Source organism: Mesorhizobium sp. PUT5, assembly GCF_052216645.1.
In the GTDB taxonomy this organism is placed as follows: domain Bacteria; phylum Pseudomonadota; class Alphaproteobacteria; order Rhizobiales; family Rhizobiaceae; genus Mesorhizobium.
In genome coordinates, this window is record NZ_JBQOSO010000003.1 from 662,381 (window position 1) to 687,108 (window position 24,728).

General features: G+C 64.8%; 25 protein-coding genes and 3 pseudogenes. 19 read left to right on the forward strand and 9 right to left on the reverse strand.

Translation table 11 applies throughout. The features are described 5' to 3' along the window. Positions 1-7: 7 nt before the first annotated feature. The 12 genes and pseudogenes from ACTDI4_RS04705 to ACTDI4_RS04760 all read left to right on the forward strand — a co-directional run bounded on the left by ACTDI4_RS04705 (position 8) and on the right by ACTDI4_RS04760 (position 12,598). The gene (locus tag ACTDI4_RS04705; protein WP_442840049.1) at positions 8-274 is read left to right on the forward strand and encodes a sarcosine oxidase subunit delta; all 267 of its coding nucleotides are present in this window, start codon (positions 8-10) and stop codon (positions 272-274) included. Further along, positions 271-3,222, forward strand: coding sequence for a sarcosine oxidase subunit alpha family protein (locus tag ACTDI4_RS04710; protein WP_442840050.1), 2,952 nt, complete (start codon positions 271-273; stop codon positions 3,220-3,222). The genes ACTDI4_RS04705 and ACTDI4_RS04710 overlap by 4 nt, the downstream gene beginning before the upstream one ends. Then, positions 3,215-3,742, forward strand: a complete 528-nt coding sequence (locus tag ACTDI4_RS04715; RefSeq protein WP_442840051.1) for a sarcosine oxidase subunit gamma — start codon at positions 3,215-3,217, stop codon at positions 3,740-3,742. The genes ACTDI4_RS04710 and ACTDI4_RS04715 overlap by 8 nt, the downstream gene beginning before the upstream one ends. After that, complete coding sequence (gene eutB, locus ACTDI4_RS04720; protein ID WP_442840052.1) at positions 3,739-4,725, forward strand: hydroxyectoine utilization dehydratase EutB; 987 nt, start codon at positions 3,739-3,741, stop codon at positions 4,723-4,725. Before ACTDI4_RS04715 ends, eutB begins: the two co-directional genes overlap by 4 nt. Further along, positions 4,722-5,711 carry an ectoine utilization protein EutC gene (eutC, locus tag ACTDI4_RS04725; RefSeq protein WP_442840053.1) on the forward strand — a complete coding sequence of 330 codons (990 nt, stop codon included), beginning with the start codon at positions 4,722-4,724 and terminating at the stop codon, positions 5,709-5,711. Before eutB ends, eutC begins: the two co-directional genes overlap by 4 nt. 36 nt (positions 5,712-5,747) lie before the next feature. Beyond that, positions 5,748-6,941 carry an ectoine hydrolase DoeA gene (gene doeA / locus ACTDI4_RS04730; RefSeq protein ID WP_442840054.1) on the forward strand — a complete coding sequence of 398 codons (1,194 nt, stop codon included), beginning with the start codon at positions 5,748-5,750 and terminating at the stop codon, positions 6,939-6,941. 2 nt (positions 6,942-6,943) lie between these two features. Further along, positions 6,944-7,951: a N(2)-acetyl-L-2,4-diaminobutanoate deacetylase DoeB gene (gene doeB / locus ACTDI4_RS04735; protein ID WP_442840055.1), complete on the forward strand. Its 1,008-nt coding sequence runs from the start codon at positions 6,944-6,946 to the stop codon at positions 7,949-7,951. A 46-nt stretch (positions 7,952-7,997) separates the two neighbouring features. Then, positions 7,998-8,492: an Lrp/AsnC family transcriptional regulator gene (locus ACTDI4_RS04740; protein WP_442840056.1), complete on the forward strand. Its 495-nt coding sequence runs from the start codon at positions 7,998-8,000 to the stop codon at positions 8,490-8,492. 121 nt (positions 8,493-8,613) lie between these two features. Continuing rightward, entirely contained in the window at positions 8,614-10,107 is a 1,494-nt protein-coding gene (locus ACTDI4_RS04745; RefSeq protein ID WP_442840057.1) for an NAD-dependent succinate-semialdehyde dehydrogenase, read from the forward strand. 14 nt (positions 10,108-10,121) lie between these two features. Continuing rightward, positions 10,122-11,492 (forward strand): aspartate aminotransferase family protein, encoded by a 1,371-nt coding sequence (locus tag ACTDI4_RS04750; RefSeq protein WP_442840058.1) that lies wholly within the window; start codon positions 10,122-10,124, stop codon positions 11,490-11,492. 336 nt (positions 11,493-11,828) lie between these two features. Next, positions 11,829-12,035, forward strand: a pseudogene (locus ACTDI4_RS04755) (transposase); the annotation flags it as partial. 38 nt (positions 12,036-12,073) lie between these two features. Then, positions 12,074-12,598, forward strand: a complete 525-nt coding sequence (locus ACTDI4_RS04760; RefSeq protein WP_442843266.1) for an IS5 family transposase — start codon at positions 12,074-12,076, stop codon at positions 12,596-12,598. 82 nt (positions 12,599-12,680) lie between these two features. Here the strand turns inward: ACTDI4_RS04760 and ACTDI4_RS04765 are convergent, their stop codons facing one another. Genes ACTDI4_RS04765 through ACTDI4_RS04780 form a run of 4 tightly spaced genes read right to left on the reverse strand, consistent with a single transcriptional unit; the run spans position 12,681 to position 15,439 of the window. Next, the gene (locus ACTDI4_RS04765) at positions 12,681-13,274 is read right to left on the reverse strand and encodes a TetR/AcrR family transcriptional regulator (protein ID WP_442840059.1); all 594 of its coding nucleotides are present in this window, start codon (positions 13,272-13,274) and stop codon (positions 12,681-12,683) included. Between the two features lie 59 nt (positions 13,275-13,333). After that, complete coding sequence (locus tag ACTDI4_RS04770; protein WP_442840060.1) at positions 13,334-13,723, reverse strand: acyl-CoA thioesterase; 390 nt, start codon at positions 13,721-13,723, stop codon at positions 13,334-13,336. After that, positions 13,720-14,640, reverse strand: a complete 921-nt coding sequence (locus ACTDI4_RS04775) for a 3-keto-5-aminohexanoate cleavage protein (protein WP_442840061.1) — start codon at positions 14,638-14,640, stop codon at positions 13,720-13,722. Before ACTDI4_RS04775 ends, ACTDI4_RS04770 begins: the two co-directional genes overlap by 4 nt. Continuing rightward, positions 14,633-15,439, reverse strand: a complete 807-nt coding sequence (locus tag ACTDI4_RS04780) for an SDR family oxidoreductase (RefSeq protein WP_442840062.1) — start codon at positions 15,437-15,439, stop codon at positions 14,633-14,635. Before ACTDI4_RS04780 ends, ACTDI4_RS04775 begins: the two co-directional genes overlap by 8 nt. Positions 15,440-15,534: 95 nt before the next feature. Between ACTDI4_RS04780 and ACTDI4_RS04785 the strand changes: the two genes are divergently transcribed. The 6 genes from ACTDI4_RS04785 to ACTDI4_RS04810 all read left to right on the forward strand — a co-directional run bounded on the left by ACTDI4_RS04785 (position 15,535) and on the right by ACTDI4_RS04810 (position 20,522). Continuing rightward, on the forward strand, positions 15,535-16,218 hold the full coding sequence (locus ACTDI4_RS04785; protein ID WP_442840063.1) for an amino acid ABC transporter permease: 684 nt from the start codon (positions 15,535-15,537) through the stop codon (positions 16,216-16,218). Then, positions 16,218-16,856 carry an amino acid ABC transporter permease gene (locus ACTDI4_RS04790; protein ID WP_442840064.1) on the forward strand — a complete coding sequence of 213 codons (639 nt, stop codon included), beginning with the start codon at positions 16,218-16,220 and terminating at the stop codon, positions 16,854-16,856. The genes ACTDI4_RS04785 and ACTDI4_RS04790 overlap by 1 nt, the downstream gene beginning before the upstream one ends. 71 nt (positions 16,857-16,927) lie before the next feature. Then, positions 16,928-17,682 (forward strand): IS5 family transposase gene (locus ACTDI4_RS04795; RefSeq protein WP_442843237.1). Its coding sequence is split into 2 segments (ribosomal slippage): positions 16,928-17,261 and positions 17,261-17,682, totalling 756 coding nucleotides; the frame shifts between segments, so codons are not numbered across the junction. Positions 17,683-17,711: 29 nt separating this feature from the next. Beyond that, positions 17,712-18,443 (forward strand): amino acid ABC transporter ATP-binding protein, encoded by a 732-nt coding sequence (locus ACTDI4_RS04800; RefSeq protein WP_442840065.1) that lies wholly within the window; start codon positions 17,712-17,714, stop codon positions 18,441-18,443. A gap of 40 nt (positions 18,444-18,483) precedes the next feature. Further along, the gene (locus tag ACTDI4_RS04805) at positions 18,484-19,284 is read left to right on the forward strand and encodes a transporter substrate-binding domain-containing protein (RefSeq protein ID WP_442840066.1); all 801 of its coding nucleotides are present in this window, start codon (positions 18,484-18,486) and stop codon (positions 19,282-19,284) included. A gap of 65 nt (positions 19,285-19,349) precedes the next feature. Then, the gene (locus tag ACTDI4_RS04810) at positions 19,350-20,522 is read left to right on the forward strand and encodes a M20 aminoacylase family protein (protein ID WP_442840067.1); all 1,173 of its coding nucleotides are present in this window, start codon (positions 19,350-19,352) and stop codon (positions 20,520-20,522) included. Here ACTDI4_RS04810 and ACTDI4_RS04815 read toward each other — a convergent pair. Next, a pseudogene (locus ACTDI4_RS04815) lies at positions 20,514-20,717 on the reverse strand (IS3 family transposase); the annotation flags it as partial. The gene ACTDI4_RS04810 and the pseudogene ACTDI4_RS04815 sit on opposite strands and share 9 nt — an antisense overlap. On the opposite strand from ACTDI4_RS04815, the pseudogene ACTDI4_RS04820 reads away from it, so the two are divergent. Next, positions 20,678-20,838 (forward strand): annotated as a pseudogene (locus ACTDI4_RS04820) (IS5/IS1182 family transposase); the annotation flags it as partial. The pseudogenes ACTDI4_RS04815 and ACTDI4_RS04820 overlap by 40 nt on opposite strands. 345 nt (positions 20,839-21,183) lie before the next feature. On the opposite strand, the gene ACTDI4_RS04825 reads toward ACTDI4_RS04820, so the two are convergent. From ACTDI4_RS04825 to ACTDI4_RS04840, 4 genes are read right to left on the reverse strand one after another with little or no spacing between them, the layout of a single operon-like run. Then, positions 21,184-22,284, reverse strand: a complete 1,101-nt coding sequence (locus tag ACTDI4_RS04825) for an isocitrate/isopropylmalate dehydrogenase family protein (protein ID WP_442840068.1) — start codon at positions 22,282-22,284, stop codon at positions 21,184-21,186. A 28-nt stretch (positions 22,285-22,312) separates the two neighbouring features. Continuing rightward, positions 22,313-23,095 carry a 2-keto-4-pentenoate hydratase gene (locus ACTDI4_RS04830; RefSeq protein WP_442840069.1) on the reverse strand — a complete coding sequence of 261 codons (783 nt, stop codon included), beginning with the start codon at positions 23,093-23,095 and terminating at the stop codon, positions 22,313-22,315. Beyond that, a complete protein-coding gene (locus ACTDI4_RS04835) occupies positions 23,095-23,955 on the reverse strand; it encodes an HpcH/HpaI aldolase family protein (protein ID WP_442840070.1) in 861 nt (286 codons plus the stop codon). Before ACTDI4_RS04835 ends, ACTDI4_RS04830 begins: the two co-directional genes overlap by 1 nt. After that, a complete protein-coding gene (locus ACTDI4_RS04840; protein ID WP_442840071.1) occupies positions 23,952-24,686 on the reverse strand; it encodes a transporter substrate-binding domain-containing protein in 735 nt (244 codons plus the stop codon). Before ACTDI4_RS04840 ends, ACTDI4_RS04835 begins: the two co-directional genes overlap by 4 nt. Between the last annotated feature and the right edge of the window lie 42 nt (positions 24,687-24,728).

Here is a 24,728-nt window from a genome sequence, read left to right on the forward strand (position 1 = left end):
CGCACCCATGCTTCGCATCGAATGCCCCTGCTGCGGCGTGCGCGACCATGACGAATTCCGCTATGCCGGCGACGCCTCCGTGGCGCGGCCGGCGCATGACGATCCGGATTTCGAGGCTTGGTACCGCTACGTCTTCGTCCGCGAAAATGCGCCGGGTCTGCACCGGGAATACTGGCAGCATGTTCTCGGCTGCCGGCAATGGCTCGTGGTGGAGCGCGACACGCTAAGCCACGCAATCTCCTCCGTCGCCTTCGCCAGGAAGTCACCGGCATGAACACCAACGTCAGACGCCTGGCCGAAGGCGGCCGCATAGACCGCACAAAGCCGATCGAATTCAGCTTCGACGGGCGCAGTCTGACCGGCTTCGCCGGCGACACGCTCGCTTCCGCGCTGCTTGCCAACGGCGTCACCGTCGTCGGCCGCAGCTTCAAATATCATCGGCCGCGCGGCATCTTCTGTGCCGGCCCAGAGGAGCCGAACGCGCTGGTCACGCTCGGCGCCGGCGGCCGGCGCGAGCCGAACCTGCCCGCGACCACGCTGGAGCTGGCGCCGGGCCTGGCTGCGCAAAGCCAGAACCGCTGGCCCTCGCTCGCCTTCGACCTGCAGGGCATGAACGGCCTGTTCGCGCCGTTCCTTTCCGCCGGCTTCTACTACAAGACCTTCATGGGGCCGACGCGACGGGCCTGGATGTTCTACGAGCATTTCATCCGCAAGGCGGCCGGACTTGGAAAGGCCGGCACAGAGCCCGACCCCGACAGCTACGAGGTGCGCCACGCCTTCGCCGATGTGGCGATAGTCGGCGCCGGCCCGGCGGGCCTGTCGGCTGCTCGCGCCGCTTCCGCGGCCGGGGCAAAGGTGGCGCTGATCGAGCAGGATTTCCTGTTGGGCGGGCAGCTTCTCTCGGCGCGTTCGGCCGGCGAGGAAGCTTCCTGGCTGAAGGCCATGGAGACCGAGCTTGCCGGTCTTTCCAACGTCACCTTGATGCCGCGCACGACCGCCTTCGGCAGCTTTGACGGGCGGGTTCTGGGCCTCGTCTCGCGACAGCATGGCGAGAGCCAGGCGGCGGGGGCGGCCAGGCAGGTGCTCACCATCCTGCATGCCGGCGCGATCGTCTTTGCCGCCGGGGCCATCGAGCGGCCGCTGGTGTTTTCCAACAATGACCGGCCGGGCGTCATGCTCGCTTCGGCCGCACGCGCCTATCTCAACCGCTTCGCGGTCCTGCCGGGCAAAAAAGTAGTGGTCGCCGCGGCGAACGACGGCGCCTGGCGCGCGGCCTTCGACCTGGCCGAAGCGGGGGCGGAAGTTTTGGTGGCGGACATGCGCTCCCGCTTGGCGGCGGAGCTGACGGCGCGGGCCGCGCGGCTCGGCGTCACGGTCCGCATCGGCACGCGCGTTGCCGACATTCGCGGCCGCCATGCGGTGACGGGCGCCAGGCTCGCCAAGGCCGGATCGGAGGAGCCGACAGAATGCGATCTGGTCTGCATGTCCGGCGGCTGGTCGCCCACCGTCCATCTCGCCTCGCATCTCGGCACCAAGCCCGTCTACCGCGACGAGATCGACGCCTTCGTTCCGGGTAGCCTTCCTTCCGCCCTGTTCGCCGCCGGGGCGATGACGGGTGGCTTCGGCACGGCGGAAGCGATCGAGGCGGGCCATCGCGCGGGCATTGAGGCGGCATCCTTCTGCGGAAAATCCGCGGCCGTTCCGGGGCCTTTGCCGTTCGGCGCTCCTGAGCCGGCGACGGCCGCCTTCCGCCATGCGCCCAAAGCGGCGCGCGGCAAGGCCTTCGTCGACTTCCAGATGGACGTCACCACGCACGACGTCGCGCTTGCCCATCGCGAGGGCTATGAATCGGTCGAGCACCTGAAACGCTACACCACGCTCGGCATGGGCACCGACCAGGGCAAGACCAGCAATTTCGCCGCGCTTTCCGCCATGGCGGCGCTGCGGGACGCTGCGGTTCCTGCCGTCGGCACCACCACATTCCGCCCGCCTTACACGCCGGTCGCGCTCGGCGCGCTTGCCGGCCGCGCCGTCGGCCGCCATTTCAAGCCGTTCCGCCGAACGCCGCTGCATGGCTGGCATATCGAAAACGGCGCGGACATGCTGGAGGTGGGGCTGTGGATGCGCCCCTATTTCTACCGTGCCTCGGGCCACGACGTGAACGAAGCCTATGTCGCCGAGATGCGGCTGGTGCGCGAAGCGGCCGGGCTGATGGACATTTCCACGCTCGGCAAGATCGACGTGCAGGGACCGGACGCGGCCATCTTCCTCGATCGCGTCTATGCCAACGGCTTCGCGAAGCTGGCGGTCGGCCGCGCGCGCTACGGCGTCATGCTGCGCGACGACGGCATCGTCCTCGACGACGGCACCACGACGCGTCTCGGCGAGCATCGCTTCTTCATGACCACATCGACGTCCAAGGCCGCCGACGTGATGTCGCGACTTGAATTCCTGCTGGACACGGCCTGGCCGGACCTGCGCGTCGCCGTCACCTCGGTGACCGATGAATGGGCGGCGATGTCCGTCGCCGGACCGAACAGCCGGGCCATACTGGCCGCCGCATTCCCCGGCCTCGACGTCTCCGATGCGGCGGCGCCGCATATGGGGCTGGCGGAGAGCGCATTCGACGGCCGCGCGCTGCGCATCCTGCGGCTGAGCTATTCTGGCGAGCGGGCCTATGAGGTCTATGTGGGTGCGAGTGCCGGCGAGGCGCTCTGGCGCCGCCTGCTGGAAGCGGGCGAGCCTTTCGGCTTGAAGCCCTACGGGGTCGAGGCGCTGGGCGCGCTGCGGGTCGAAAAAGGCCATGTGGCCGGTCCGGAGATCGACGGCCGCACCACGCTCGACGATCTGGGCCTGGGCCGCATGGTCGGAAAGCGCGCCGGCTTCGTGGGTGACGTGCTGCGCCGCCGCCCCGCCTTAATGGCGCCCGGCCGGCAGCGGCTGGTCGGCCTGGAATGTCTGGAGGCGGGCAAGCGCCTCACCGGCGGCGCCGTCCTCTTCCGACCGGATGAAGCCCGAAAGGGCCATGGCCGGGGCCGGATCACCTCCGTGACCTACAGCCCGACGCTCGGCATCTATGTCGGCCTTGGCCTGCTTGCCGGCGATGCCGCTGTGGAAGGCGAGGAGGTGGTGGCAGTGCACGCCATGAGAGGCGAGGCCGTGCGCGCCCGTGTCGTCTCGCCGGTCTTTCTCGATCCGGAGGGAGCGCGGCTCCATGGCTGAAGCGGACTTCCACATGACGGTTGAGCCTTGTCCTGTCCTGCAGGTGGAGGGCTGGCCGGCGGCTTTGGCAGCGTTCGAGGCCGAACTGTCGCGCCAGTTGGGCGGCGCGCTGCCCGCCGGCGTGGGCGAGACGGTGCAACTGGGCCGATGGCAGGCCATCCGCATCGCCCCCCGCCGCCTCTGGCTGGTGGGCGAGGGGGCATTCCCGCCGCTCTCGCTCGATCCCGAATTGGGCTGCACGGTCGCCCTTGGCGAAGGCCGCATGCGGCTGAGCCTGAGCGGCCGCCATGTGTTCGATATCCTCGCAGCTTGCATCGCGGTCGATTGGGCCGCACCGCAGGGCGGGCCGGGCCGGGCCGTGCAGACCGGATTCCACCGCGTGCCGGTGCTCGCGCTACGCATCGCGCCCGACGCCTGCGACCTGGTCGTGCCGCGCAGTTTCGCGCAGAGCCTGGCGGACTGGGTGGCGGAAGTGGCAACTCCCTATCAGGTGCGCGAGAGGATGGAGGCTGCGGAATGAGCGCGATCACGCTGGCAGACATCGAAGCCGCACGCGCGCGGATCGCCGGCAAGATCGAGCCCACGCCCGCCGTCGCCTCGGCGTCCCTGTCGGAGATTGCCGGCGTTCCCGTCTTCCTCAAGCTGGAGCACCGCCAGACGACCGGCAGCTTCAAGCTGCGCGGCGCCTCAAATGCGGTGGCGCGGCTGAGCGGGCAGGAAAAGCGGCGCGGCGTGATGGCTGCTTCCACCGGCAATCATGGCCGCGCGCTTGCCCATGCCGCCCGGCTGGAAGGTGTGCGCGCGGTGATCTGCATGTCGCATCTGGTGCCGCAGAACAAGGTTTCCGAAATACGGCGGCTCGGCGCCGACATCCGCATCGTCGGCAACAGCCAGGACGATGCCCAGCAGGAGGTCGACCGGCTGGTGGCGGAGGAGGGGCTCGTCATGGTGCCGCCTTTCGACAATGCCGACGTGATCGCCGGGCAGGGCACCGCCGGACTGGAAATGGTGGAGGCGGTGCCGGATATGGAGACCGTTCTGGTGCCGCTTTCCGGCGGCGGGCTGGCATCCGGCGTCGCCGCCGCGGTGAAGGGCCTTTCGCCTTCCACGCGCGTGATCGGCGTCTCGATGCAGCGGGGCGCCGCCATGAAGGCGAGCCTGGACGCGGGCCGGCCCGTGCAGGTGGAGGAATTGCCCACCCTGGCGGATTCGCTTGGCGGGGGCATCGGCCTTGCCAACCGCTTCACCTTCGACATGTGCCGGAGCCTGCTCGATGATGTCGTGCTGCTCACAGAGGCGGAGATCGCGGCCGGGATAAGGCACGCTTATGAAGCGGAGCGTGAGGTAGTCGAAGGCGCCGGCGCCGTCGGCATCGCGGCGATCCTGGCGGGCAAGGCGAAGCCACGGGACAGCACCGTCGTGCTCGTTTCGGGGCGCAACATCGACATGGAACTGCACCGCAGCATCGTATGCGGCACATGGAAAGAGGGAGGCGACGCATGAGCCGGATGACGATCCTGACCGAAGCCGAGCTGCGCCGCATCGTGCGGCTCGACGCCGATGCCGTCGCATGCGTGGAGAACGCTTTTCGCGCGCTGGCCACCCTGCCGGTGGCCATGCCGCCGGTCCTTCGCCTCGACATTCCCGAGCATCGCGGCGAGGTGGACGTCAAGACCGCCTATGTGCCCGGCATAGACGGCTTCGCCATCAAGATCAGCCCCGGCTTCTTCGACAATCCCAAGCTCGGCCTGCCCAGCCTCAACGGCATGATGGTGCTGTTGTCGGCGCGCACCGGACTGGTGGAGGCGCTGCTCCTGGACAATGGCTATCTGACCGACATCCGCACCGCTGCCGCCGGCGCGGTCGCGGCGAAGCATCTGGCACGGCCGGATGCCTCGGTCGCGGCAATTTTCGGCGCGGGCGTCCAGGCCAAGCTGCAGCTCGAAGCGCTGATGCTGGTGCGGCCGATCCGGCGCGCGCGCATCTGGGCGCGCGACGCGGCCAAGGCAAATGCCGCCGCGGCGGAACTGAGCGGCTTGCTGGATATCGCCGTGGAGGCGGTGGCAGATGCCCGCCAGGCGGCAGAAGACGCGGACATTGTCGTCACCGCCACGCCGGCCGAACAGCCCATCCTTTCGGCTGACTGGCTGCGGCCCGGACAACATGTGACCGCAATGGGTTCGGATTCCGAGCACAAGAACGAGATCGATCCCAGGGCGTTCGCCCGCGCCCGCTATGTGGCCGACAGTCTCAGGCAGACGCGGGTTCTGGGCGAACTGCACCATGCCATCGCCGCCGGAGAGGGGCGGGAAACCGACGACCTGGCAGAGCTCGGCGCCGTCATTGCCGGAACCGCGTTTGGCCGCCGCACTCGGGAAGACATCACGCTCGCCGACCTTACGGGGACGGGCGTGCAGGATACTGCAATAGCGACGCTGGCGCGCGACCGCGCGCGGGCAGCCAATGCCGGCACGGCCTTCGAAAGCTGAAGCCGGAAGAAACCGACAGCCACGGATGCACCATTCATGACCGCTTCGAACCTTCGATTCAGCCTTGAGGAATATGACGAGCGGCTGGCCAGGACCCGCCGCGCGATGGAGGCGAAGGGCATCGATCTCCTGATCGTCAGCGACCCCTCCAACATACACTGGCTGACCGGCTATGATGGCTGGTCCTTCTATGTGCATCAGGCGGTGATCGTGCCGCCGGACGGCGAGCCGGTCTGGTACGGGCGCGGGCAGGACGCCAACGGCGCGCGCCGCACCTCCTATCTGAGCGATGCCAGCATCGTGCCCTATGCCGACCACTATGTGCAGTCGACCGAACGGCACCCGATGGACCGGCTGGCCGAGGTTCTGGCGGAACGGCGCTGGGACAGGCTCTCAATCGGCGTCGAGCTGGACAATTACTGGTTCTCCGCGGCCGCCTATCTGTCGTTGCAGAAGCACCTGCCGAATGCCCGTCTCAAGGATGCCACGGGGCTGGTGAACTGGCAGCGCGCGATCAAGAGCCCGGCCGAGATCGACTACATGCGCAAGGCCGCGCGCATCGTGGAGGCCATGCACCGGCGCATCGCCGACAAGGTCGAGGTGGGCATGCGCAAGAACGATCTCGTCGCCGAGATCTACGATGCCGGCATACGCGGCGTGGAACGCGCCGACGGCAGGATCGGCGGTGACTATCCCGCGCTGGTGCCGCTGCTGCCCTCGGGCGCGGACGCCTCCGCCCCCCATTTGACGTGGGACGACAAGCCGCTGAAGGCGAATGAAGGCACTTTCTTCGAGATCGCCGGCTGCTATCGGCGCTATCATTGCCCGCTCTCGCGCACCGTGTTCCTGGGCAAGCCGACGCAGGCCTTCCTCGACGCGGAGAAGGCCACGCTGGAGGGCATGGAAGCGGGACTTGCCGCTGCAAAGCCGGGCAACGCCTGCGAGGACATCGCCAGCGCCTTCTTCGCCGTGCTGAAGAAATACGGCATCGTCAAGGACAGCCGCACCGGCTACTCGATCGGCCTTTCCTATCCTCCCGACTGGGGCGAGCGCACCATGAGCCTGCGCCCCGGCGACCGCACGGAACTGAGGCCCGGCATGACGTTCCACTTCATGACCGGCCTGTGGCTCGATACGATGGGTCTGGAGATCACCGAATCGATTCTCATCACCGAAACCGGAGTGGAATGCCTGGCCGATGTTCCCCGCAAGCTTGTCGTGAAGGACTGAGCATGACGTCCAAGCCCATGCGGCCTTCGCCTATCTCGCCCACCATCGACCTGGATGGCGACGGCGTTCGCCACGGCCATCTGCGCCTGCCCTACAGCCGCGACGATTCGGCCTGGGGGTCGGTGATGATCCCGATAGCGGTTATCCGTAACGGCCCCGGCCCCACCGCGCTGCTGACCGGCGGCAACCATGGCGACGAATATGAGGGACCGCTCGCCTTGTTCGATCTGGCCGGAAGGCTGAGACAGCAGGATGTCTCCGGCGCCGTCATCATCGTGCCGGCGATGAACTATCCGGCGTTCCGCGCGGCGACCCGCACCTCGCCCATCGACCGCGGCAACATGAACCGTTCCTTCCCCGGCCGACCCGACGGCACCGTCACCGAAAAGATCGCCGACTATTTCCAGCGGGAACTCCTGCCTCGCGCCGACCTGGTTCTGGACTTCCATTCCGGCGGCAAGACGCTGGATTTCCTGCCCTTCTGCGCCGCGCACGTCCTGCCGGACGAGGCGCTGACCACGAAGGCGCTTGCCGCGGTCGAAGCGTTCTCGGCCCCCTGGTCGATGCGTATGCTCGAGATCGACGCGGTCGGCATGTACGACACTGCCGCGGAGGAAATGGGCAAGGTCTTCGTCACCACGGAGCTTGGCGGCGGCGGCACCTCCACCGCAGCCAGCGTGCGCATCGCCCGCCGTGGCGCGGTCAATGTGCTGAAGCATGCCGGCATCCTGGCCGGCGGGATCGACAGTCAGCCGACCCGCTGGCTGGACATGCCCTCCGGCGACTGTTTCTGCTTTGCCGAGGAGGACGGCCTGATCGAGACCATGGCCGATCTCGGCGAAACGGTCAGCGAAGGGCAGGTGGTGGCGCGCATCCACCAGGTCGGGCGCACCGGCGCTGCGCCGCAGGAAATCAGGGCGAAGCTGTCGGGAATATTGACCGCGCGTCATTTTCCCGGCTTGGTCAAGGCCGGTGATTGCGCGAGCGTGGTCGCCGTGGAGGTCGAATGACCGGCACGCCGGCAATTCGCTCTGTATTTGGCCGGGGCCTGTGCTGATGTCCGGCATCCGGCTCGACGCGATCGACCTCAGGATACTGGATGCGGTCCAGCGGGACGGGCGCATCACCAAGCTTGCGCTGGCCGAAGAGGTCGGGCTGTCGCCCACGCCCTGCTGGTTGCGGCTGCGCAAGCTGGAGAAGGCGGGCATCGTCTCGGGCTATCATGCCAGGATCGCCATGCGCGCCGTCGCGCCCATCGCCACCGTGCTGATGGAGGTGACGCTGGCGACCCACCGGCAGGCCGACTTCGACCGGTTCGAACGCGCTGTCCGGGCCATTCCGGAGATCGTCGCCTGCTGGTCGGTGGGCGGCGGGGTGGACTATCTGCTGAAGATCATGGCGCGCGACATCGACGCCTATCAGCGCCTGGTCGACGGGCTGCTCGAGCGCGAACTCGGCATCGACCGCTATTTTACCTATATCGTCATCAAGACGGTGAAGGACGAAACCGTGCTGCCGGTGGCCGAACTCGTGCCCGACGCGAAGGAATAGACCGTTTCTGCGCTTTGGCGTCCGGTTTTAGCCCGGATCGCCCTCCCGGCCGGCATGTTTGGCTACTTCCTCTTTCTCCACCGGCCAGAATCCTCCGGAAAGGTTGAGGAGGAGGTCCCCAATGTCGGTGCTGTTTGCCCCCCTGGTTCGGCATCAGGGCCTTGACGGTCTTTCAGACCGACGGCTGCTGCGCGAGCTCGCCTATGTCGACGGGCGCTGGATCGCCGGCGCGGCCGCGCAGCGCTTCGAGGTAACCGATCCCGCCACCGGCGCCGCCGTGGCCTGGGTGGCCGGGCTGGAGGCGGACGATGCCGGCAAGGCCGTCGATGCCGCCCAGCGCGCCTTTGCGGAATGGCGCGGTCTGCTGCCCCGCCAGCGGGCCGCCATCCTGCGCCGTTGGTTCGAACTGATCGTGGCCGCACGGGACGACCTGGCTCTGCTGATGACGCTGGAGCAGGGCAAGCCGCTCAAGGAAGCGCAGGGCGAGATCGACTACGCCGCCTCCTTCGTGGAATGGTATGCCGAGGAGGCCAACCGGGTGAATGCCGAGAGCATCACCGGCCACCTGCCCGATGCGGAGATGGTGGTCCGGCGCCAGCCGCTCGGCGTCGTCGGCGTGGTCACGCCATGGAACTTCCCGTCCGCGATGCTCACCCGCAAGGCCGCGGCCGCTCTTGCCGCCGGTTGCACCGTGGTGGCGCATCCCTCATCGCACACACCCTTGTCGGCGCTGGCGCTGGCCGAGCTCGGCGAGCGAGCCGGCCTGCCCGCCGGTGTCCTCAACGTGGTGACGGGGGACGCAGCCATAATCGTCGGGCGGTTCTGTGCGGATGCGCGGGTGCGGGCCATGAGCTTCACCGGCTCCACCGAAATAGGCCGGCTGATCGCCGCGCAATGCGCCCCCACCATGAAGCGGCTGGTCATGGAGCTTGGCGGCCATGCGCCGCTGATCGTGTTCGACGACGCCGATGTCGAACGCGCGGCGGCCATCGCGCTGGACGCGAAATTTGCGACGTCGGGCCAGGACTGCCTGGCGGCCAACCGCATCTATGTGCAGAAGGGCATCTATGACCGCTTCTGCCGGGCTTTCGCCGCGCGCATCGCCGCGCTGAAGGTCGGCCCCGGCCTCGAGCCCGAAACCGACATCGGCCCGCTGATGCATGCGCGCGCCGTGGCCCGGGTGGACAACCAGGTGCGGGATGCCCTTGCAAGGGGGGCGCGCTGCCTTGAGGGTGGTGCGCCGCACGAGACCGGCCCGCTGTTTTATCGGCCGACCCTGCTGGCCGACGTGCCGGACGAGGCACTCATCATGCGCGAGGAGACTTTCGGCCCGGTGGCGGCAGTGGCCAGCTTCGACACCGAGGAAGAAGTCGTCGCCCGCGCCAACGCCACCGAATACGGCCTGATAGCCTATGCGGTGACCGAGAACGGAGCCCGGCAGCAGCGCCTCTCCCGTGTCCTCGACTACGGCATGGTGGCGGTCAACCGGGTCAAGGTCACCGGCGCTCCCGTGCCCTTCGGCGGCGTCAAGCAATCCGGCCTCGGCCGCGAGGGTTCGCGCCACGGCCTCGAAACCTTCACCGATCTCAAATATACCTGCATCCACGCAGCCTGACCCGGAGTACCGACATGCCCAACCGCTCGAACGAACTCGCCGCCTGGGACCGCGACCACTTCTTTCATCCGTCCACCCATATGGGCATGCACGCGCGCGGGGAAATGCCGACCCGGGTGATCGGCGGCGGCGAGGGCGTCTACATCACCGATACCAGCGGCAGGACGAGCCTGGACGCCTTTGCCGGGCTCTACTGCGTCAATGTCGGCTACGGGCGCAAGAAGATCGCCGACGCGATCGCCGCGCAGGCCAGCGAACTGGCCTACTACCATGCCTATGTCGGCCACGGCACCGAAGCCTCCATCACCCTTTCCAAGATGATCATCGACCGTGCGCCCAAGGGCATGAGCCGCGTCTATTTCGGCCTCTCCGGTTCGGACGCCAACGAGACCAACATCAAGCTGATCTGGTACTACAACAATGTGCTCGGCCGGCCGGAAAAGAAGAAGATCATATCCCGCTGGCGCGGCTATCACGGCTCGGGCGTCATGACCGGCTCGCTGACTGGACTGGCCGGTTTCCACAACGCCTTCGACCTGCCGCGCGCGCCGATCCTGCACACCGAGGCCCCTTATCACTACCGACGCGCCGACCGCTCCATGTCGCAGGAGCAGTTCTCGCAGCATTGCGCGGACGAGCTGGAAAAGCTGATCGTGGCGCAGGGGCCCGAGACCATCGCGGCCTTCATCGGCGAGCCGGTTCTCGGCACGGGCGGCATCGTGCCGCCGCCGGTGGGCTACTGGACCAGGATCCAGGCGGTGCTGAAGAAATACGACATTCTTCTCGTCGCCGACGAGGTGGTGACCGGCTTCGGCCGTCTCGGCACCATGTTCGGCTCCGACCATTACGGCATGCAGCCGGACCTGATCACCATCGCCAAGGGCCTGACCTCGGCCTATGCGCCGCTGTCGGGCGTCATCGTGGGCGAGAAGATGTGGAAGGTGCTTGTGGAGGGTTCCGACAAGCTCGGCCCGATCGGCCATGGCTGGACCTATTCGGCGCACCCGATCTGCGCGGCCGCCGGCGTTGCCAATCTGGAACTGATCGACGAGTTGGACCTGGTGAAGAATGCCGGCGAAACCGGGGCCTACTTCAACGCCCAGCTCGCCAAGGCCCTCAGCGACCACAAGAACGTCGGCGAAGTGCGCGGCGAAGGCATGCTGGCGGCGCTGGAGTTCGTCGAGGACAGGGATGAGCGCAGGTTCTTCGATCCTTCGCGCAAGGTCGGTCCGCAGGTGGCGGCCGCTCTGGCCGAGCGCGGCGTCATCGGCCGCGCCATGCCGCAAGGCGACATCCTCGGCTTCGCCCCGCCGCTTTGCCTGACCAGGGAAGAGGCCGACATTGTCGTTGAAAGAACGGCGGACGCGGTGAAATCCGTGCTTTAGCCGGGTTCCAGCCTGTTTGTACTGGCTCCTGGCGCGAACTCTGCCGCTTTCGGATGGGCCTGAATCATTACCGGTCGTTATATGACAGGAAGCCACCGAACAGCGCCGTTCATTTGCGTGTGCCGCTGGAGAGGATCTTGGAGACCGGACGGCGGTCGTTGTCGTAGACGAGCGATCGCCGCCACACGGCACTGAAGAAGGCGAATGCATTGATGTGACCGTCGACCTAGGCTGTGTGGACGAATTGACTCAGGTATAGTTTTTGGGGTTCCGGGGACGAATCCGGTGTGATTCATAGGTTGCCGACTGATTTGGAGGTCGGCGATGTCCACGAGGATGACGGAAACGGATTGGGCGAACACGCTGGAGGTTTTCCGCGCTTGCCTGCCACGGCGAGGCCGCAAGGCTGCGGACGACCGGTTGTTTCTGGAAGCGATGCACTTCTTCACGGTGGAGAATGTGCGCTGGCGGGCGCTGCCGGAGCGCTTCGGCCATTGGAACTCGGTGTGGAAGCGTTTTGACCGGCTGAGCAAGGCCGGCGTGTTCGAAGCCTTCTTCGACACGCTGGCCGAGATGAGCGCATCGGCCCATTTGATCCAGATGTTCGATTCCACCATTGTCCGCGCCCATATCTCGGCGGCCGGCGCAAAGGGGGGCAGCAAGGCCAGGCGCTCGGACGCTCGCGTGGCGGGTTCACGACCAAAATCCACGCCAAGGCGGACAATTCGGGCGACATCATCGCGTTCGATCTAACCGGCGGTCAGGTTGCGGACACAACCCGCTTCGAGACCCTGCTCGACATAGGGCCGGACATCACCCCACGCGCCGCACTGGGCGACAAAGGCTATTCCAGCAAGGCCAATCGCGCCGCCGCGCGGGCTCGCGGCATCGCCCCGGTGATCCCGCACAAGGCCAATGAGAAGAACCCGCAGGCTTTCTTCGCCAAGACGCTCTACAAGGCGCGCGCTCGTATCGAGCAAGGCTTCGGGCGGCTCAAGCGCTTCAAGCGCGTCGCTCTGCGATGCGAAAAGACCGCACGGAATTTCCGCTCGATCGTCAGCTTCGCTGCCGGCCTATGCTTGCTCAAATTCGTCCACACGGCCTAGTCTCCGCTACCGCCACAGGATAGGCCGGAATGGGCTCACTTCTGGTGAGCGTCAGCAGGCAGGCGCTATTTTTGGCGGCGGGCTAAGAATTCTCACCGATCAGGATCAGGCGGGCAGTAATCTGGGGCAGGACAAATTCCTTCCATCTCTGCCATTGCTCTTCGATTTCCTTCGGTGTTCGGGTTGCCTGCAGCACGGAAAGCCCGCGCAGATACACGGCAAATGTGGTGTCCAGCCAATAGAAGATCTGAGGGTCCTCCACGGCGGCGGGTCCGAATATCTTGATATACATCTGCCGCTGTTGCATGCGCTGCGACGCGCCATAGCGGCGCATTTGCGAGGCCATGCCTTTGTTGGTACGGGCCTCATTCAACAACTCGCCGACAACGCCGAATAATTGGCCGATCGCCAGCTCCCGGAAGTGCTCCAGCGCTGCTTCCGTTCGCGCCTCGATGCCGCTGGGGAGCTTGGAAAAGCGTAGTTCGAACTCACCGATCATCCGCTGGAACAGGGCGTCAACCGCCGCCGCGATGAGTTCTTCCCGCGTTCCGAAATGATGCAGGTGCGCGCCATGGGTGACATCGGCCTTGCGCGAGATTTCTGCAATGGTCGCCCCTGCATAGCCGCGCTCCCACAGGCACTCGATCGTGGCGGTGATCAGCGCCTGTTTGGTCATCAGGCTGCGGGCCTGGCTGGCGCGTTTGCGCGACGGCTCGTTCGCGGCTGGCCCTTTGGCTACTGTAGAAATTGCAGCTGCTCCTCGCTCAATGGAAGGCTTTTGCGGGCCTCTTGATCCACATGGACCACAACAGACTCGGCTCGCGCAAGGCAAGTGCTTGCCTGCTCTAGCGTGTGGGACAAGGTAAAGCTCGACCGGCCGACCCTCGCCAGCATGGTGGTCACCTTGACATCGTGGTCGATCCCGGCCGGGGCCAAATAATGCATGGTGAGCGACACCAGCATGAACTCGCTACGCGGGGTCATCGGCATGTTGAGGATGATGCGCATGCGTCCATCCTCGACGAGTGCCGCCAGACTCAGGCTATTGACGTGGCCGAGGCCATCCAGATCGGCAAAGCGCAGGCGCGCCCCACTCGTCCATTGCCGGCCTTCGGATATGGTCACTGCGCGCGCCCTCGCAACGCCAATGCGACGCGCGCCTCGTCCGGCGTGGCCACCGGAATATGCAGCTTTTCCAGCACTTCGCGGATCAGCGTGACCTGCTCGGCATTGGTTTTGGCCAATTGGCGAGGCGCGATATAGAGCGAGTCCTCGAGCCCCACCCGCACACCGCCCCCGCGACTGGCCGACATGATGCCGAACCGCATCTGCTGCTTTCCGGCGGCAAGGACCGACATGTAGTAGCGGTCACCGAACAGGCGCTCTGCCGTCTCGTAGAAATGCTCCAGATGGCTGGGATGAACGCCGATGCCGCCCATGAATCCGAAGATGAACTGAATCATGAACGGGCCCTTGGCTACGCCGATATCCTCCAGATATTTGAGATTGTAGAGGTGCCCGATGTCGTAGCATTCGAATTCGAATACCGTGCCATTGGCACCCAGTTCACCTACGATGGATTCGAGTACCGCAAAAGAATTGACCGAATATTTTTCGCGGGAGGAGAGCAGGAATTCCTTCTCCCATTCATGCTTCCACTCGCTGTAGCGCGCCGCCATTTGGTGAAAGCCGAAATTGATCGAGCCCATATTGAGTGAAACCAGTTCCGGGCGAAGCGCACGGGCGGCGGCCAGCCGCTCATCCATGGTCATGCCCGGCGCGCCGCCGGTGGAGATATTGATGACGGCATCCGTGGCGGAGCGAATCTGGGGCACGAACTGCTCGAACACCGCCGGATCCGCAGTCGGGCGACCATCGGGCAGGCGGGCATGCAAGTGCACCACCGCTGCCCCTGCCTCGGCCGCGCCAATCGCGGCTTCGGAAATCTCCTCTGGCGAGATCGGCAAGTAAGGCGACATGGTTGGGGTATGGACCGAACCAGTCACCGCGCAGGTGATGATGGCCTTGTTAAGGCTAAGCATGGGAGACATCCTTGGACAGGTGGGTGATCATTTCGCTCGAATAGCCTTCGAAATTGCCGCAGATGCCGAGCTTCTGGCCGCTGATGAAACGGGCGCGCTCCGACAACAGGAAGCAGATGGCCTCGGCAATGTCGCCACCCTCGACCATGGTCTTCATCGACGTGCGGCTGGTGAATTCCTGCCGGGCCGCCTCCAACTCCAGGCCCCGGCGCGCAGCCTGGCTGGCGATGATGGCCTCGACCCGGTCGCCGGCCACGATGCCGGGCAAGACGACATTGCAGCGAATGCTCCAGGGGCCCAGTTCCATGGCCATGGTGCCTGAGAGCGCCTCGATCGCAGCCTTGGTCGCCACATAGGGCGAGCGCAGCGGAAAGCCGTTGGTCGTGGCGGCAGAGCTCACCATCACCACGGCACCTTGCCGCTGGCTTTTCATTATAGGTATAATGTTATGTAGGCAGTTGACCGCCGCGAGCAGATTGACCCGAACGACGCGGTCCCATTCAGCCAGCGTCGTATCCTCCAGCAAGGCCGTCGGCCCTGCAATGCCAGCATTGTTGACTAGGCCGAGCACCGGCCGGCCCGCGGCCACCATGTCCGCGACAATGCCGCTAAGCGCTGCCGAATCGGCCGCATCTGCTGCGTAGGCGAGCCAATCGCCAGGCAAATGCTCCGCGTTCAGGCCGGGATCGATAACAACCGGCGTGCCACCACGCGCCGCGATTTCCTGCGCGACCGCTAGTCCGATCCCCGAGCCTCCCGCAGTCACTACGTAGAATCCGGGGGTAAGTTCGTTCCGCATCGCCCTGCCTTAAACATTTCAGTCGTAATCTTTTTGCTTGACGATGACGGTTTCGTCAAGGAGAGTATTGCGACACGAAGCGGGGAGGCCGGCGCGTGAATTTCGAAGCGGTCTGGGCCGGTTTGCCCTTGCTCCTCAGCGGGGCGCTTAAGACGATCCTCTATGCGGTGGCCGGCTATGCAGCCGGGTTGGCGCTGGCCATGCTGCTGATCGTCGGGCGACTGGCCTATGGTAATGCCGTCTCGCGGCCCACTGCGATCTTTGTCGAGATCGTCCGCAACACGCCCTTCCTGGTACAGGCATTCTTTCTGTATTTCGGTCTGGCCAAGCTGGGATTCAGCATGAGTTCGTTCGTTGCCGCGATCATCATCGTCACCTTCAACTCGTTGGCTTATACGGTGGAAATCCTGCGGTCGGGACTGATGGGCGTGCCGCGCGGGATGATCGAAGCGGGCGAGTCGATGAGCTTTTCGGCCGTCCAGATGTTCCGTTACGTCATCGCTCGGCCGATGTTGCGCGCCACGCTGCCGGCATTGAGCGGGCAGTTCATCATCATTATGCTCAACACCAGCCTGCTGTCGGCAATTGCTATCCCAGAGCTCACCTATGAGGCGAGCAACTTGGCATCAAGCAGTTTCCGGCCCTTCGAGGTCTATGTGGCCATTGCGGTGATCTACTTCACGATCTCGGCGGCGTTTGCCGGCGTGTTCGCCTTGCTGACCCGCGCCGTCACCGGCAACTGGGCGAAGGTCGACCTGGCGAGGAGGGGCATACTGTGATGCGCGAATTTACCCTCAACCACGTCTGGTTCATCCTCGGCGCTGCCGGCTGGACCATTCTGCTGACCGCGATCTCGCTATTCTTCGGCTCTATTCTGGGACTGGTGCTCGCCATCCTGCGCCAATCGCCCAACCTGATCTTGCGCATCGCCGCCGGTTCGCTGGTGCGCGTCTTCCAGGGCGTGCCGCTGGTCGTGGTGATCTTCATGGTCTATTTCGGCATTGCAGGGGGCGGCGTAAACGTCTCGCCGCTGATGGCGTGCTCGATCGGCCTGTCGCTGTTCGCGGGGGCTTTTCTGGGCGAGATCTGGCGCGGCGCCATCCAGGCCATTCCGACCCAGCAATGGGAAGCGGCCGACGCGCTGGGCTTCACCGCGATCGAGCGGCTGCGTTACGCCATTCTACCGCAAGCCATCCGTATTTCGATGCCGGCCACTATTGGCTTCATCGTGCAATTGGTCAAAGGCACCTCTGTTGCCTCGATGGTGGGCTATGTCGAGTTGATGCGCGCCGGCCAAGTGATCAACGGCTCCACTTTCGACAGCTTCAGAGTTTTCGGTTTGGTTGCCCTGATCTATCTGGCGATCAACCTGCCCCTGTCATTCCTCAGCAAGCGCCTTGAACAGGTCAAACTCTAGGTTCAGGACCTATTAAAATGGTTGCGGATGTGACGATCAGTTGATTCATTGTGGCGCGAGGAGGCGCTGCAATGAGTGATTTGATCTGGCTGTCGGACGCGCAGATGCGACGGATCGAGCGACATTTTCCACGGTCTCACGGTGTGCCGAGGGTCGATGATCGTCGGATCGTCAGTGGCATCATCTTCGTGATCAGGAACGGGCTGCGGTGGCGTGACGCGCCCCGGGAATACGGTCCCCACAAGACGATCTACAACCGCTTCATCCGCTGGAGCCGGCTCGGCGTCTTCAACCGGATATTTGCCGAATTGGCGGCAAAAGGCGGCAAGCCCGATCAACTGATGATCGACGCCACCCATTTGAAGGCGCATCGAACGGCCGCAAGCCTGCTTAAAAAGGGGCTGTTCCCCGACGCATCGGGCGAACCAGGGGCGGCCTGAACTCCAAGCTGCATGCTGTGTGCGATGGTCTTGGTCGACCGCTCATCATGCTGCTCAGCGAAGGGCAGATGAGCGACTACAAAGGCGCGGCGCTGATGATCGATGCTTTCCCGAAAGCCGCAGCCTTGCTCGGCGACAAGGGCTACGACGCCGACTGGTTCCGCACGGCCCTGGCCGATCGAGGCATCGCCGCCTGCATCCCGTCCAGAGCCAACCGCAACGTGCCGATCCCGCACGACACCGTCCTCTACCGCCGTCGCCACAAGATCGAGAACATGTTCGGCAGGCTCAAGGACTGGCGCCGCATCCACACCCGCTATGACCGCTGCGCCCACACCTTCATGTCCGCCATCTGTATCGCAGCAGCCGTAATCTTCTGGCTCTGATCAACGAGTCCTGAGCCTAGCGAGTCGCGATGTCACTGATCGAAATCGACCACCTTTCCAAAGCATACGGGGCTCATGCGGTCATCAAGGACGTCTCGCTGTCGATCGAGGCAGGCGAAGTGCTGGCCATCATCGGCCGGAGCGGCTCAGGCAAGAGCACCCTGCTGCGCTGCCTCAACGGTCTCGAAAAGATCAATGGCGGCGCGGTGCGGGTCGATGGTCAGACCGTTACCTATGACAAGCGCTCACTCCGCCAGTTGCGCAAACGCGTTGCCATGGTGTTCCAGAGTTACAATCTGTTCCCCCACCTGAGCGCCGAGGACAATGTGGCGCTTGCCCCGCGTATCGTCGGCAAGCTTCAGCGCAAGGCAAGTCTCGACATCGCCCATGAAATGCTGGGCCGCGTCGGCCTGTCCGGCAAGCACAATGCCTATCCCCGCGATCTGTCCGGCGGACAGCAGCAGCGCGTCGCCATTGCCCGCGCTCTGGCGGTGCGTCCGGAAATCCTGCTGCTGGATGAAGTGACCGCAGCGCTCGATCCTGAACTGGTAGGCGAAGTGCTCAAGGTGCTCGGTGACCTGGCGGGCGAAGGGCTCACCATGGTCCTGGTTACCCACGAAATCGCCTTTGCCCGCAAAGCCGCCAGCCGGGTGGCCTTCATGCATGAGGGACGCATCCACGAAATCGGTCCTGCCAACGAAATCGTCAGTAATCCGCAGACGCCGGAACTCCAACGGTTTCTCGCCCCGGTCATTGCCTGAGCTGCCGACAATCACAGACATACAGAAAGGGACGCCATACATGTTCAAGATTATCGCCGCATTGGGACTGGCAGCCGTATTTGCCGGCCTGGCCACCCCCACCTTCGCTGCCGATCTCAATGAGATTCTGGCCCGCAAAAAGATCATCGTGGGCGTGCAGAACGACGTGCCGCCCTATAGCGCCATCGACGACAACAACGAGCCGGTCGGCTACGACATCGACGTGGCAAGGCTGCTGGCCGAGCGGCTCGGCGTCGACTTGGAACTTGTGGTGCTAACGGGCGCCAACCGGGTTCCCTACCTGTTGTCCAACCGGGTCGATGCGGTGGTCGCCACGATCGGCATTACCCCGGAACGCCGCAAGGCGATCGACTTCACCCGCCCCTACCTGGTGTTCCAGACGGTGATGCTGGCGCCCGAAAGCGTCAAGATCAGCTCGGCTGATGATATCGGCGCCTACCGGGTTGGTGTGACGCGCGGTACGATGATGGACCCGCTGGTCACCAATGCCGCGCCGGCGGGCACCAATATCATGCGCTTCGACGACGATGCGACCTCTGCTGTTGCCCTGGCTACCGACCAGGTGGACATGGTGCCGACCGGCGAACTTATTGCCCGCGCCATCATCGAGCAGAACCCGGATCGCCATCTGGAAATCAAGTTCGTCATGGCAAGCACCTATGCCGGCATCGGGGTCAGCAAGGACAGTCCCGCCCTGCGCGACCGCCTCAATGAGGTAATTGCCGAAACACTGGCGGACGGCGCCCTGCCCAGCCTCTATGAGACCTGGCTGGGTGGCGCCTTGCCGGATCTGCCGGCATCCGTCGACGAAGTGCCCTGATCTTTCGGCTTTGACCGATTGGACGCCTCGGTTCCGCCGGGGCGTTCTCGCATGTGGAGCAGACCGTGTCCCCCGGCGACTATTTCCCGACTATCGAAGACGAACTCATCGACTGGCGCCACCGGCTGCACCGGCACCCCGAACTGGCCTATCAGGAACACTGGACGGCCAACTTCATTGCCGAGCAACTGATACGTTTCGGCTATGCGCCCCATCGTGGGCTGGGTGGCACCGGCGTGGTGGCCAGCATTGCGCGCGGAGAGGGGCCATCGATCGGCCTGCGGGCCGACATGGACGGGTTGCCGGTGACCGAGCAAACCGGTCTGCCATATGCTTCGCTCAATGCCGGCAGCATGCATGCCTGCGGCCATGATGGCCACATCGTCATGCTGCTCGCCGCGGCGCGGTGGTTTGCCGCGCATGGCGAGTTTGCCGGTACGATCAATTTCATTTTCCAGCCTGCCGAAGAGGGGGAGGCCGGGGCGGCGGCCATGATGCGGGACGGTCTCTTCGAGGCTTTCCCGATGCGCGAAGTCTATGGCCTGCACAATTGGCCGGGCTTGCCCGAGGGGCAGTTTGCCGGGCGGCCGGGAGCACAGATGGCCGCCTTCGACACATTCGAGATCAATCTGTCGGGCCGGGGCGCACATGCCGCCATGCCCCATATGGGGCAGGATGTCCTGCTGGCCGCCAGCCATATCCAGTCCCAACTGCAGTCGATCGTGGCGCGGGCCGTCGATCCATTGCAGACGGCGGTGGTTTCCGTCACCCAGATCCACGGCGGCGACAGTTGGAACGTGCTGCCGGCACAGGCCGTGTTGCGGGGCTGCACGCGCCATCTCGACACCGGCCTCCAAAGCATCATCCAGGAGCGCATGCGGGCAATCGTTGCTGGCGTGGCCGACAGCTTCGGCATAAGCGTTGAGCTGCACTATCAGCCGCGATATCCGGCGACGATCAATTCCGTTCGCGAAATCGGCATCGCCATGGCCGCCGCAACCGATATCGTGACCAGCGAAAGCGTGATCGAACTGCCGTTTCCTTCGATGGCCTCGGAGGATTTCGCCTTCATGCTGCAGGCCAGGCCGGGCGCTTATCTGTGGCTGGGCGCGGGTTCGACTGATGGCGGTCGCGTGCTTCATAGTTCGCGGTTCGATTTCAACGACCGCATCCTGACCATCGGCGCACGCTGGTGGGTCGCATTGGCGCTGCGCGCCTTGTCGACAGACCGCGATTAGAGCCTCAGCAGTTTTGAGTACGCCAATGGGCGCGGTGTAAGCAACCCGCGCAAACGCGAAGCCTTCATCTGGCGCAGCGTTGGAGCCCGTTGCGGCGATGGTCCCGGCGCAGTTTGCCGGGGCCTGGTATGCGAGCGATGAGTGCGGTCGGAAAGGTCTGGCGTGACCTGTTCGAGGCGCTGTGGCGGATCTCGCCGCAGGAGGATTTCCATGCCATCGATTCCATTGCGGCCAAAGCCCATCGTGCCGCAGTCGGGGCAAAAGGAGGGCGGATGCACAGGCGATCGGCCGATCGCGCGGTAGCCGGACCACAAAAACCATGCGATCTGTGACGGTCGCAGGCGAGCCCTCAGTGGAAAACGAAAATAGCGCCAAACGGCGTAGGCGATTACTTCGGAAGTCGGTGGCGGCGATAAAGCGGCTCACGGGCAAGTCTGGTCGTATCCAATCTTCGCACCGCCAAGTCGACCTACGGTTAATGTTACAGTGCCCGGGCGGGCCGCCGCAATCCTTGGCGCCAAAGACGCTTGAGATCCAGCGACCGATAGCAAACCCATCCCGTCCTCTCAGCCGTGTGCCTAGAGAAAATCCGCGAGGGCACTACAGAAATTATCTCCTCTGATCTTGTCAGACGTAATCAATTGACCTTGCAGGCAAATCCCTACTCACGCAAAGGTCTTCTAAGCGCCGAAATCACCGCCTGCGTGACCTCGTTCGTGGAGGCCTGCCCGCCGATGTCGCGCGTGCGGACGCCATTCCTGAGCGCCGCGGCGGCGCCCATCTCTATCCTCGCGGCGGCCTCCGCCAGAGCTCCGTCGGCGTGCCTTTCCGCAAGCCAATTCAGCATCGTGCTCGCCGAGAGAATGGTTCCGTAGGGGTTCGCGATGCCTTGCCCTGCAATGGTCGGCGCCGAGCCGTGCGCCGCCTGAAAAAAGCCGTGGCTGTTGCCCAACTCGGCGCTGGGCGACATGCCCATGCCCCCCACCGTCGCCGCACCGACGTCCGAAATGATGTCGCCGAACAAATTCTCTGTGACGATGACGTTGTAGTGCCCTGGCCGCTCCATGAGATGCACCGTCATGGCATCGACATAGCTGTAGTCGGCCTCGACGTCGGGATAGTCGGCTGCAACTTCGTCGAAGACGCTACGGAAAAATGCCATGCTGCGCAAGACATTGGCCTTGTCGCAGCAGGTCACGCGGCGTTTGCCGTCGGCCGGCGCGCCATCGGTCTTGCGGGCCAGTTCGAATCCCGCTCGACAGACGCGCTCGACCCCTTTGCGTGTCATGATCATCATGTCGACCGCCGTCTCTCCGCGCACCACCGCGCCCGCACCGCGACTGGCATATAGCCCTTCGGTATTCTCGCGGATGATGCGGTAGTCGATCTCGCCCGGCTTGACGCCGACCAGGCGCGGCGGCACGCCGGGAAGCAACTTCACTGTCCGGATATTGACGTAGAGGTCGAGGCGGGTCCGCATATTGAGGCCGATATCGACGCCGGCCTCAGTGCCGTCGGGCTTCAGCACCCCCGGAATGCCGGCCGCGCCATGCAGGATGGCATGCGCCCTTTCACAGCCCTGCATGGTTGCCTCGGGTGCGCCATCACCGGTTTCCAGATAATGGCCCGCCCCGCCCGGCCATTCGCGGAAGATCAGCGGGGACGTGCCGCCGAAAGCGGCCTCCAGAACCTCTATGGCCGATCCACAAACCTCGGGGCCGATGCCGTCTCCGTGAATCACGGCGATGTCGTAACTGTTCATGATCTTCCTTTTTCTATCCGGTCTGGCACTATCGTGTCGCACCATCTGCAAGCGTCATCCGCCCGAACCCTTCGATAGCGAGCGACAGCGATTGGGGCCTGGCTGGAACCGGAACCGGAGGCACGAGCGATCCGGTCAGCACGATATCACCGGCCTTGAGCCCACGACCGATCCGGCCCAGCGCGCCTGCGAGCCATCGCACCGACGTGACCGGGTCCAGCACCGGGCCGGAACTTCCGACAAAGCGGTCTCCGTCCACCTCGATCTCACCGTCGAGCCGGGCCAGGTCACGTGCGCGCCAGTCCTCCGTTGAAGGCCCCAGCACGAAACCCGCGTTGAAAAATCCATCCGCAAGTAGGGTAGGCACGCTCACGGCTTTTGGCTCCGGCGGGCGCATGTCGATGACCTCGCAGGCCAGCCGCGCCCAATCGAACGCCGCGCGCACTTCCTCCGCTCTAGCTTTTGCGGGCAGGTCGCGTGATAGCCGCACGGCAATCTCGCACTCGACCATCGGGCGAGCGTAGTCGCGGCCCAGGGCGTCTGACAGCGAGGTGTCGCAGGTATCCTCAAAGATCGCGCCATAGACGGGCTCGCTGATCCCCCATTCCCGCTGCCCTCCTGCCGAAGCCGAGCCAACCTTGTAACCGAGGCAACGGATGCCGTGGTCGGTCAGCTTGTCGGCAACGGCAGCCTGGATCAAATAACCATCGGTTTGCGTCTTGGGCAGCAGGCCCTGCAGGGGCGGAACCCATCGTGGACGCGCGCGCCGGGTCTCGATGAAGGCATCCGCCACATAAGACAGGTCTGGCATCAGGGCCGCTCTCCCCTGAAATCCGCAGAAGGGGACGGTTGCAGAGCGCGCAGGCCACTCACCGCTTCCGTCCCGCCGGCCAACAGGAGCGCGATATCGGACTGGGTTGTGAAGAGCCGCGCGCCCTGTCTGATATAGCCGGCATTCCGGCCCAGATCATTGTCGCCGCCGACACCGACGTGGACCCCCGCTGCCCGGGCAGCGGAAATCGCGTGGGCCAAAGCCTCGGCAAGCTCCGGATCATCGAGGCGGCCCGGCTTGCCCATGTCGGCCAGCAGATCGGTGCAACCAATCAACACGGCATCGACCCCTTCGACCGCGCAGATCTCCTCTACATTGGCGACGCCCTCGCGAGATTCGATCATGCAGACGACAACGGTGGTGGCATTGAGCGCGGCGATCAGCTCGGCGGGCTCTGCCTTGCGGTAATCCACCGCCGCACAGGGTCCGGTCACGGAGCGGGTCCCGATGGGGGCAAATTTACAGGCCGAGACAGCGCGGCGTGCGTCTGCCGCCGTGTTGACATCGGGAAACACGATTCCGGAAAGTCCGCAATCGAGCAGCGCGGGCACATCGGCGTCGCGGCAGCTCCGAGCGCGCGCAAAAGGCGCAACGCCCCTGGCCTGCGCGGCCTGGGCGATATGCGAGATGGTCTCGAGCGAATAGATCGAGTGCTGGATGTCGATGAATAGGAAGTCGTAGCCGCTGGTCAGCGCGATCCGCGCGATCTCGCCCGAGCGGGCCAGCCGGGTCACCAGCCCGATGGCCAGTTCATCCGCCGCAAGGCGTTCCAATACCGGATTGCGCAGGCCGAGATTGGCACCACCGGTTTCCATCTGCCGTCCGCCGCCGCCGCTCATCGCAGACCCGCCCCGGCGGCCACAGCAAGATCAGGGGACTGGCCACTACGCTGTATGGCATCTTCGATCATGCCTGTTGCTTTCATCTCTTCGACGAAGATATCGAGCGCGGCAAATCCCGACACCCGGTCGATCGGCATGCACGCTGCCTGGTCGATGGTCATGAACCGCCCTTCCAGGACGCGGTGGCCAGGCAGGGACGGCAGCAGCGCCGCAAGAAGCGTGCGCACGCCCGCAAAAATATCCGCTCTGCCCGACAGGATGGCCGAAACCGCCGCGGCATCGTTCTCGAAGCCCAGGATTTCGGCGTGCCGGATGTTTCGCGACAGATGAAGGTCAAGGGCGCTGCCTGAGACAACCGCGATGCGCATTCCGGCACTATCAGCATCCCCGGGCCTGACCGGGCCGTCGGGCGGCACGACATAGGTGCCTTCGATCCGCACATAGGGCGCGGTAAAGTGAACGGCCGCGGCACGTTTGGCATCGATTGCGAGAAACGCGAGGTCCGCTTCGCCGCCGGTCACCGCGGCGAACGAGGCGGCGGCAGTCCCGAACGGCAAAAGCGACAGGGGTACGCCGAGCCGGTCGGCCAGTCGCCCGGCCAACTCGACCGTGACGCCCGAGACTTCCCCGCTGTCGGGATCATGTTGCGCCAGAACCGTATTCGAATGGTTGATGGCGGCGCGCAGGCGGCCGGTCGGCGCAAGCACGTCGGCGATGTTGGTTGTCATGTTCATTTTGCGCCTACGGTACCTCCAGGGTGGCTTTGCGGG

Coding starts and splice junctions, on each gene's coding strand:
- ACTDI4_RS04705 (WP_442840049.1), top strand. CDS start 8: ATGCTTCGCATCGAATGCCCCTGCTGCGGCGTGCGCGACCATGACGAA.
- ACTDI4_RS04710 (WP_442840050.1), top strand. CDS start 271: ATGAACACCAACGTCAGACGCCTGGCCGAAGGCGGCCGCATAGACCGC.
- ACTDI4_RS04715 (WP_442840051.1), top strand. CDS start 3,215: ATGGCTGAAGCGGACTTCCACATGACGGTTGAGCCTTGTCCTGTCCTG.
- eutB (WP_442840052.1), top strand. CDS start 3,739: ATGAGCGCGATCACGCTGGCAGACATCGAAGCCGCACGCGCGCGGATC.
- eutC (WP_442840053.1), top strand. CDS start 4,722: ATGAGCCGGATGACGATCCTGACCGAAGCCGAGCTGCGCCGCATCGTG.
- doeA (WP_442840054.1), top strand. CDS start 5,748: ATGACCGCTTCGAACCTTCGATTCAGCCTTGAGGAATATGACGAGCGG.
- doeB (WP_442840055.1), top strand. CDS start 6,944: ATGACGTCCAAGCCCATGCGGCCTTCGCCTATCTCGCCCACCATCGAC.
- ACTDI4_RS04740 (WP_442840056.1), top strand. CDS start 7,998: ATGTCCGGCATCCGGCTCGACGCGATCGACCTCAGGATACTGGATGCG.
- ACTDI4_RS04745 (WP_442840057.1), top strand. CDS start 8,614: ATGTCGGTGCTGTTTGCCCCCCTGGTTCGGCATCAGGGCCTTGACGGT.
- ACTDI4_RS04750 (WP_442840058.1), top strand. CDS start 10,122: ATGCCCAACCGCTCGAACGAACTCGCCGCCTGGGACCGCGACCACTTC.
- ACTDI4_RS04765 (WP_442840059.1), bottom strand. CDS start 13,274: ATGACCAAACAGGCGCTGATCACCGCCACGATCGAGTGCCTGTGGGAG.
- ACTDI4_RS04775 (WP_442840061.1), bottom strand. CDS start 14,640: ATGCTTAGCCTTAACAAGGCCATCATCACCTGCGCGGTGACTGGTTCG.
- ACTDI4_RS04780 (WP_442840062.1), bottom strand. CDS start 15,439: ATGCGGAACGAACTTACCCCCGGATTCTACGTAGTGACTGCGGGAGGC.
- ACTDI4_RS04790 (WP_442840064.1), top strand. CDS start 16,218: ATGCGCGAATTTACCCTCAACCACGTCTGGTTCATCCTCGGCGCTGCC.
- ACTDI4_RS04800 (WP_442840065.1), top strand. CDS start 17,712: ATGTCACTGATCGAAATCGACCACCTTTCCAAAGCATACGGGGCTCAT.
- ACTDI4_RS04805 (WP_442840066.1), top strand. CDS start 18,484: ATGTTCAAGATTATCGCCGCATTGGGACTGGCAGCCGTATTTGCCGGC.
- ACTDI4_RS04825 (WP_442840068.1), bottom strand. CDS start 22,284: ATGAACAGTTACGACATCGCCGTGATTCACGGAGACGGCATCGGCCCC.
- ACTDI4_RS04830 (WP_442840069.1), bottom strand. CDS start 23,095: ATGCCAGACCTGTCTTATGTGGCGGATGCCTTCATCGAGACCCGGCGC.
- ACTDI4_RS04835 (WP_442840070.1), bottom strand. CDS start 23,955: ATGAGCGGCGGCGGCGGACGGCAGATGGAAACCGGTGGTGCCAATCTC.
- ACTDI4_RS04840 (WP_442840071.1), bottom strand. CDS start 24,686: ATGACAACCAACATCGCCGACGTGCTTGCGCCGACCGGCCGCCTGCGC.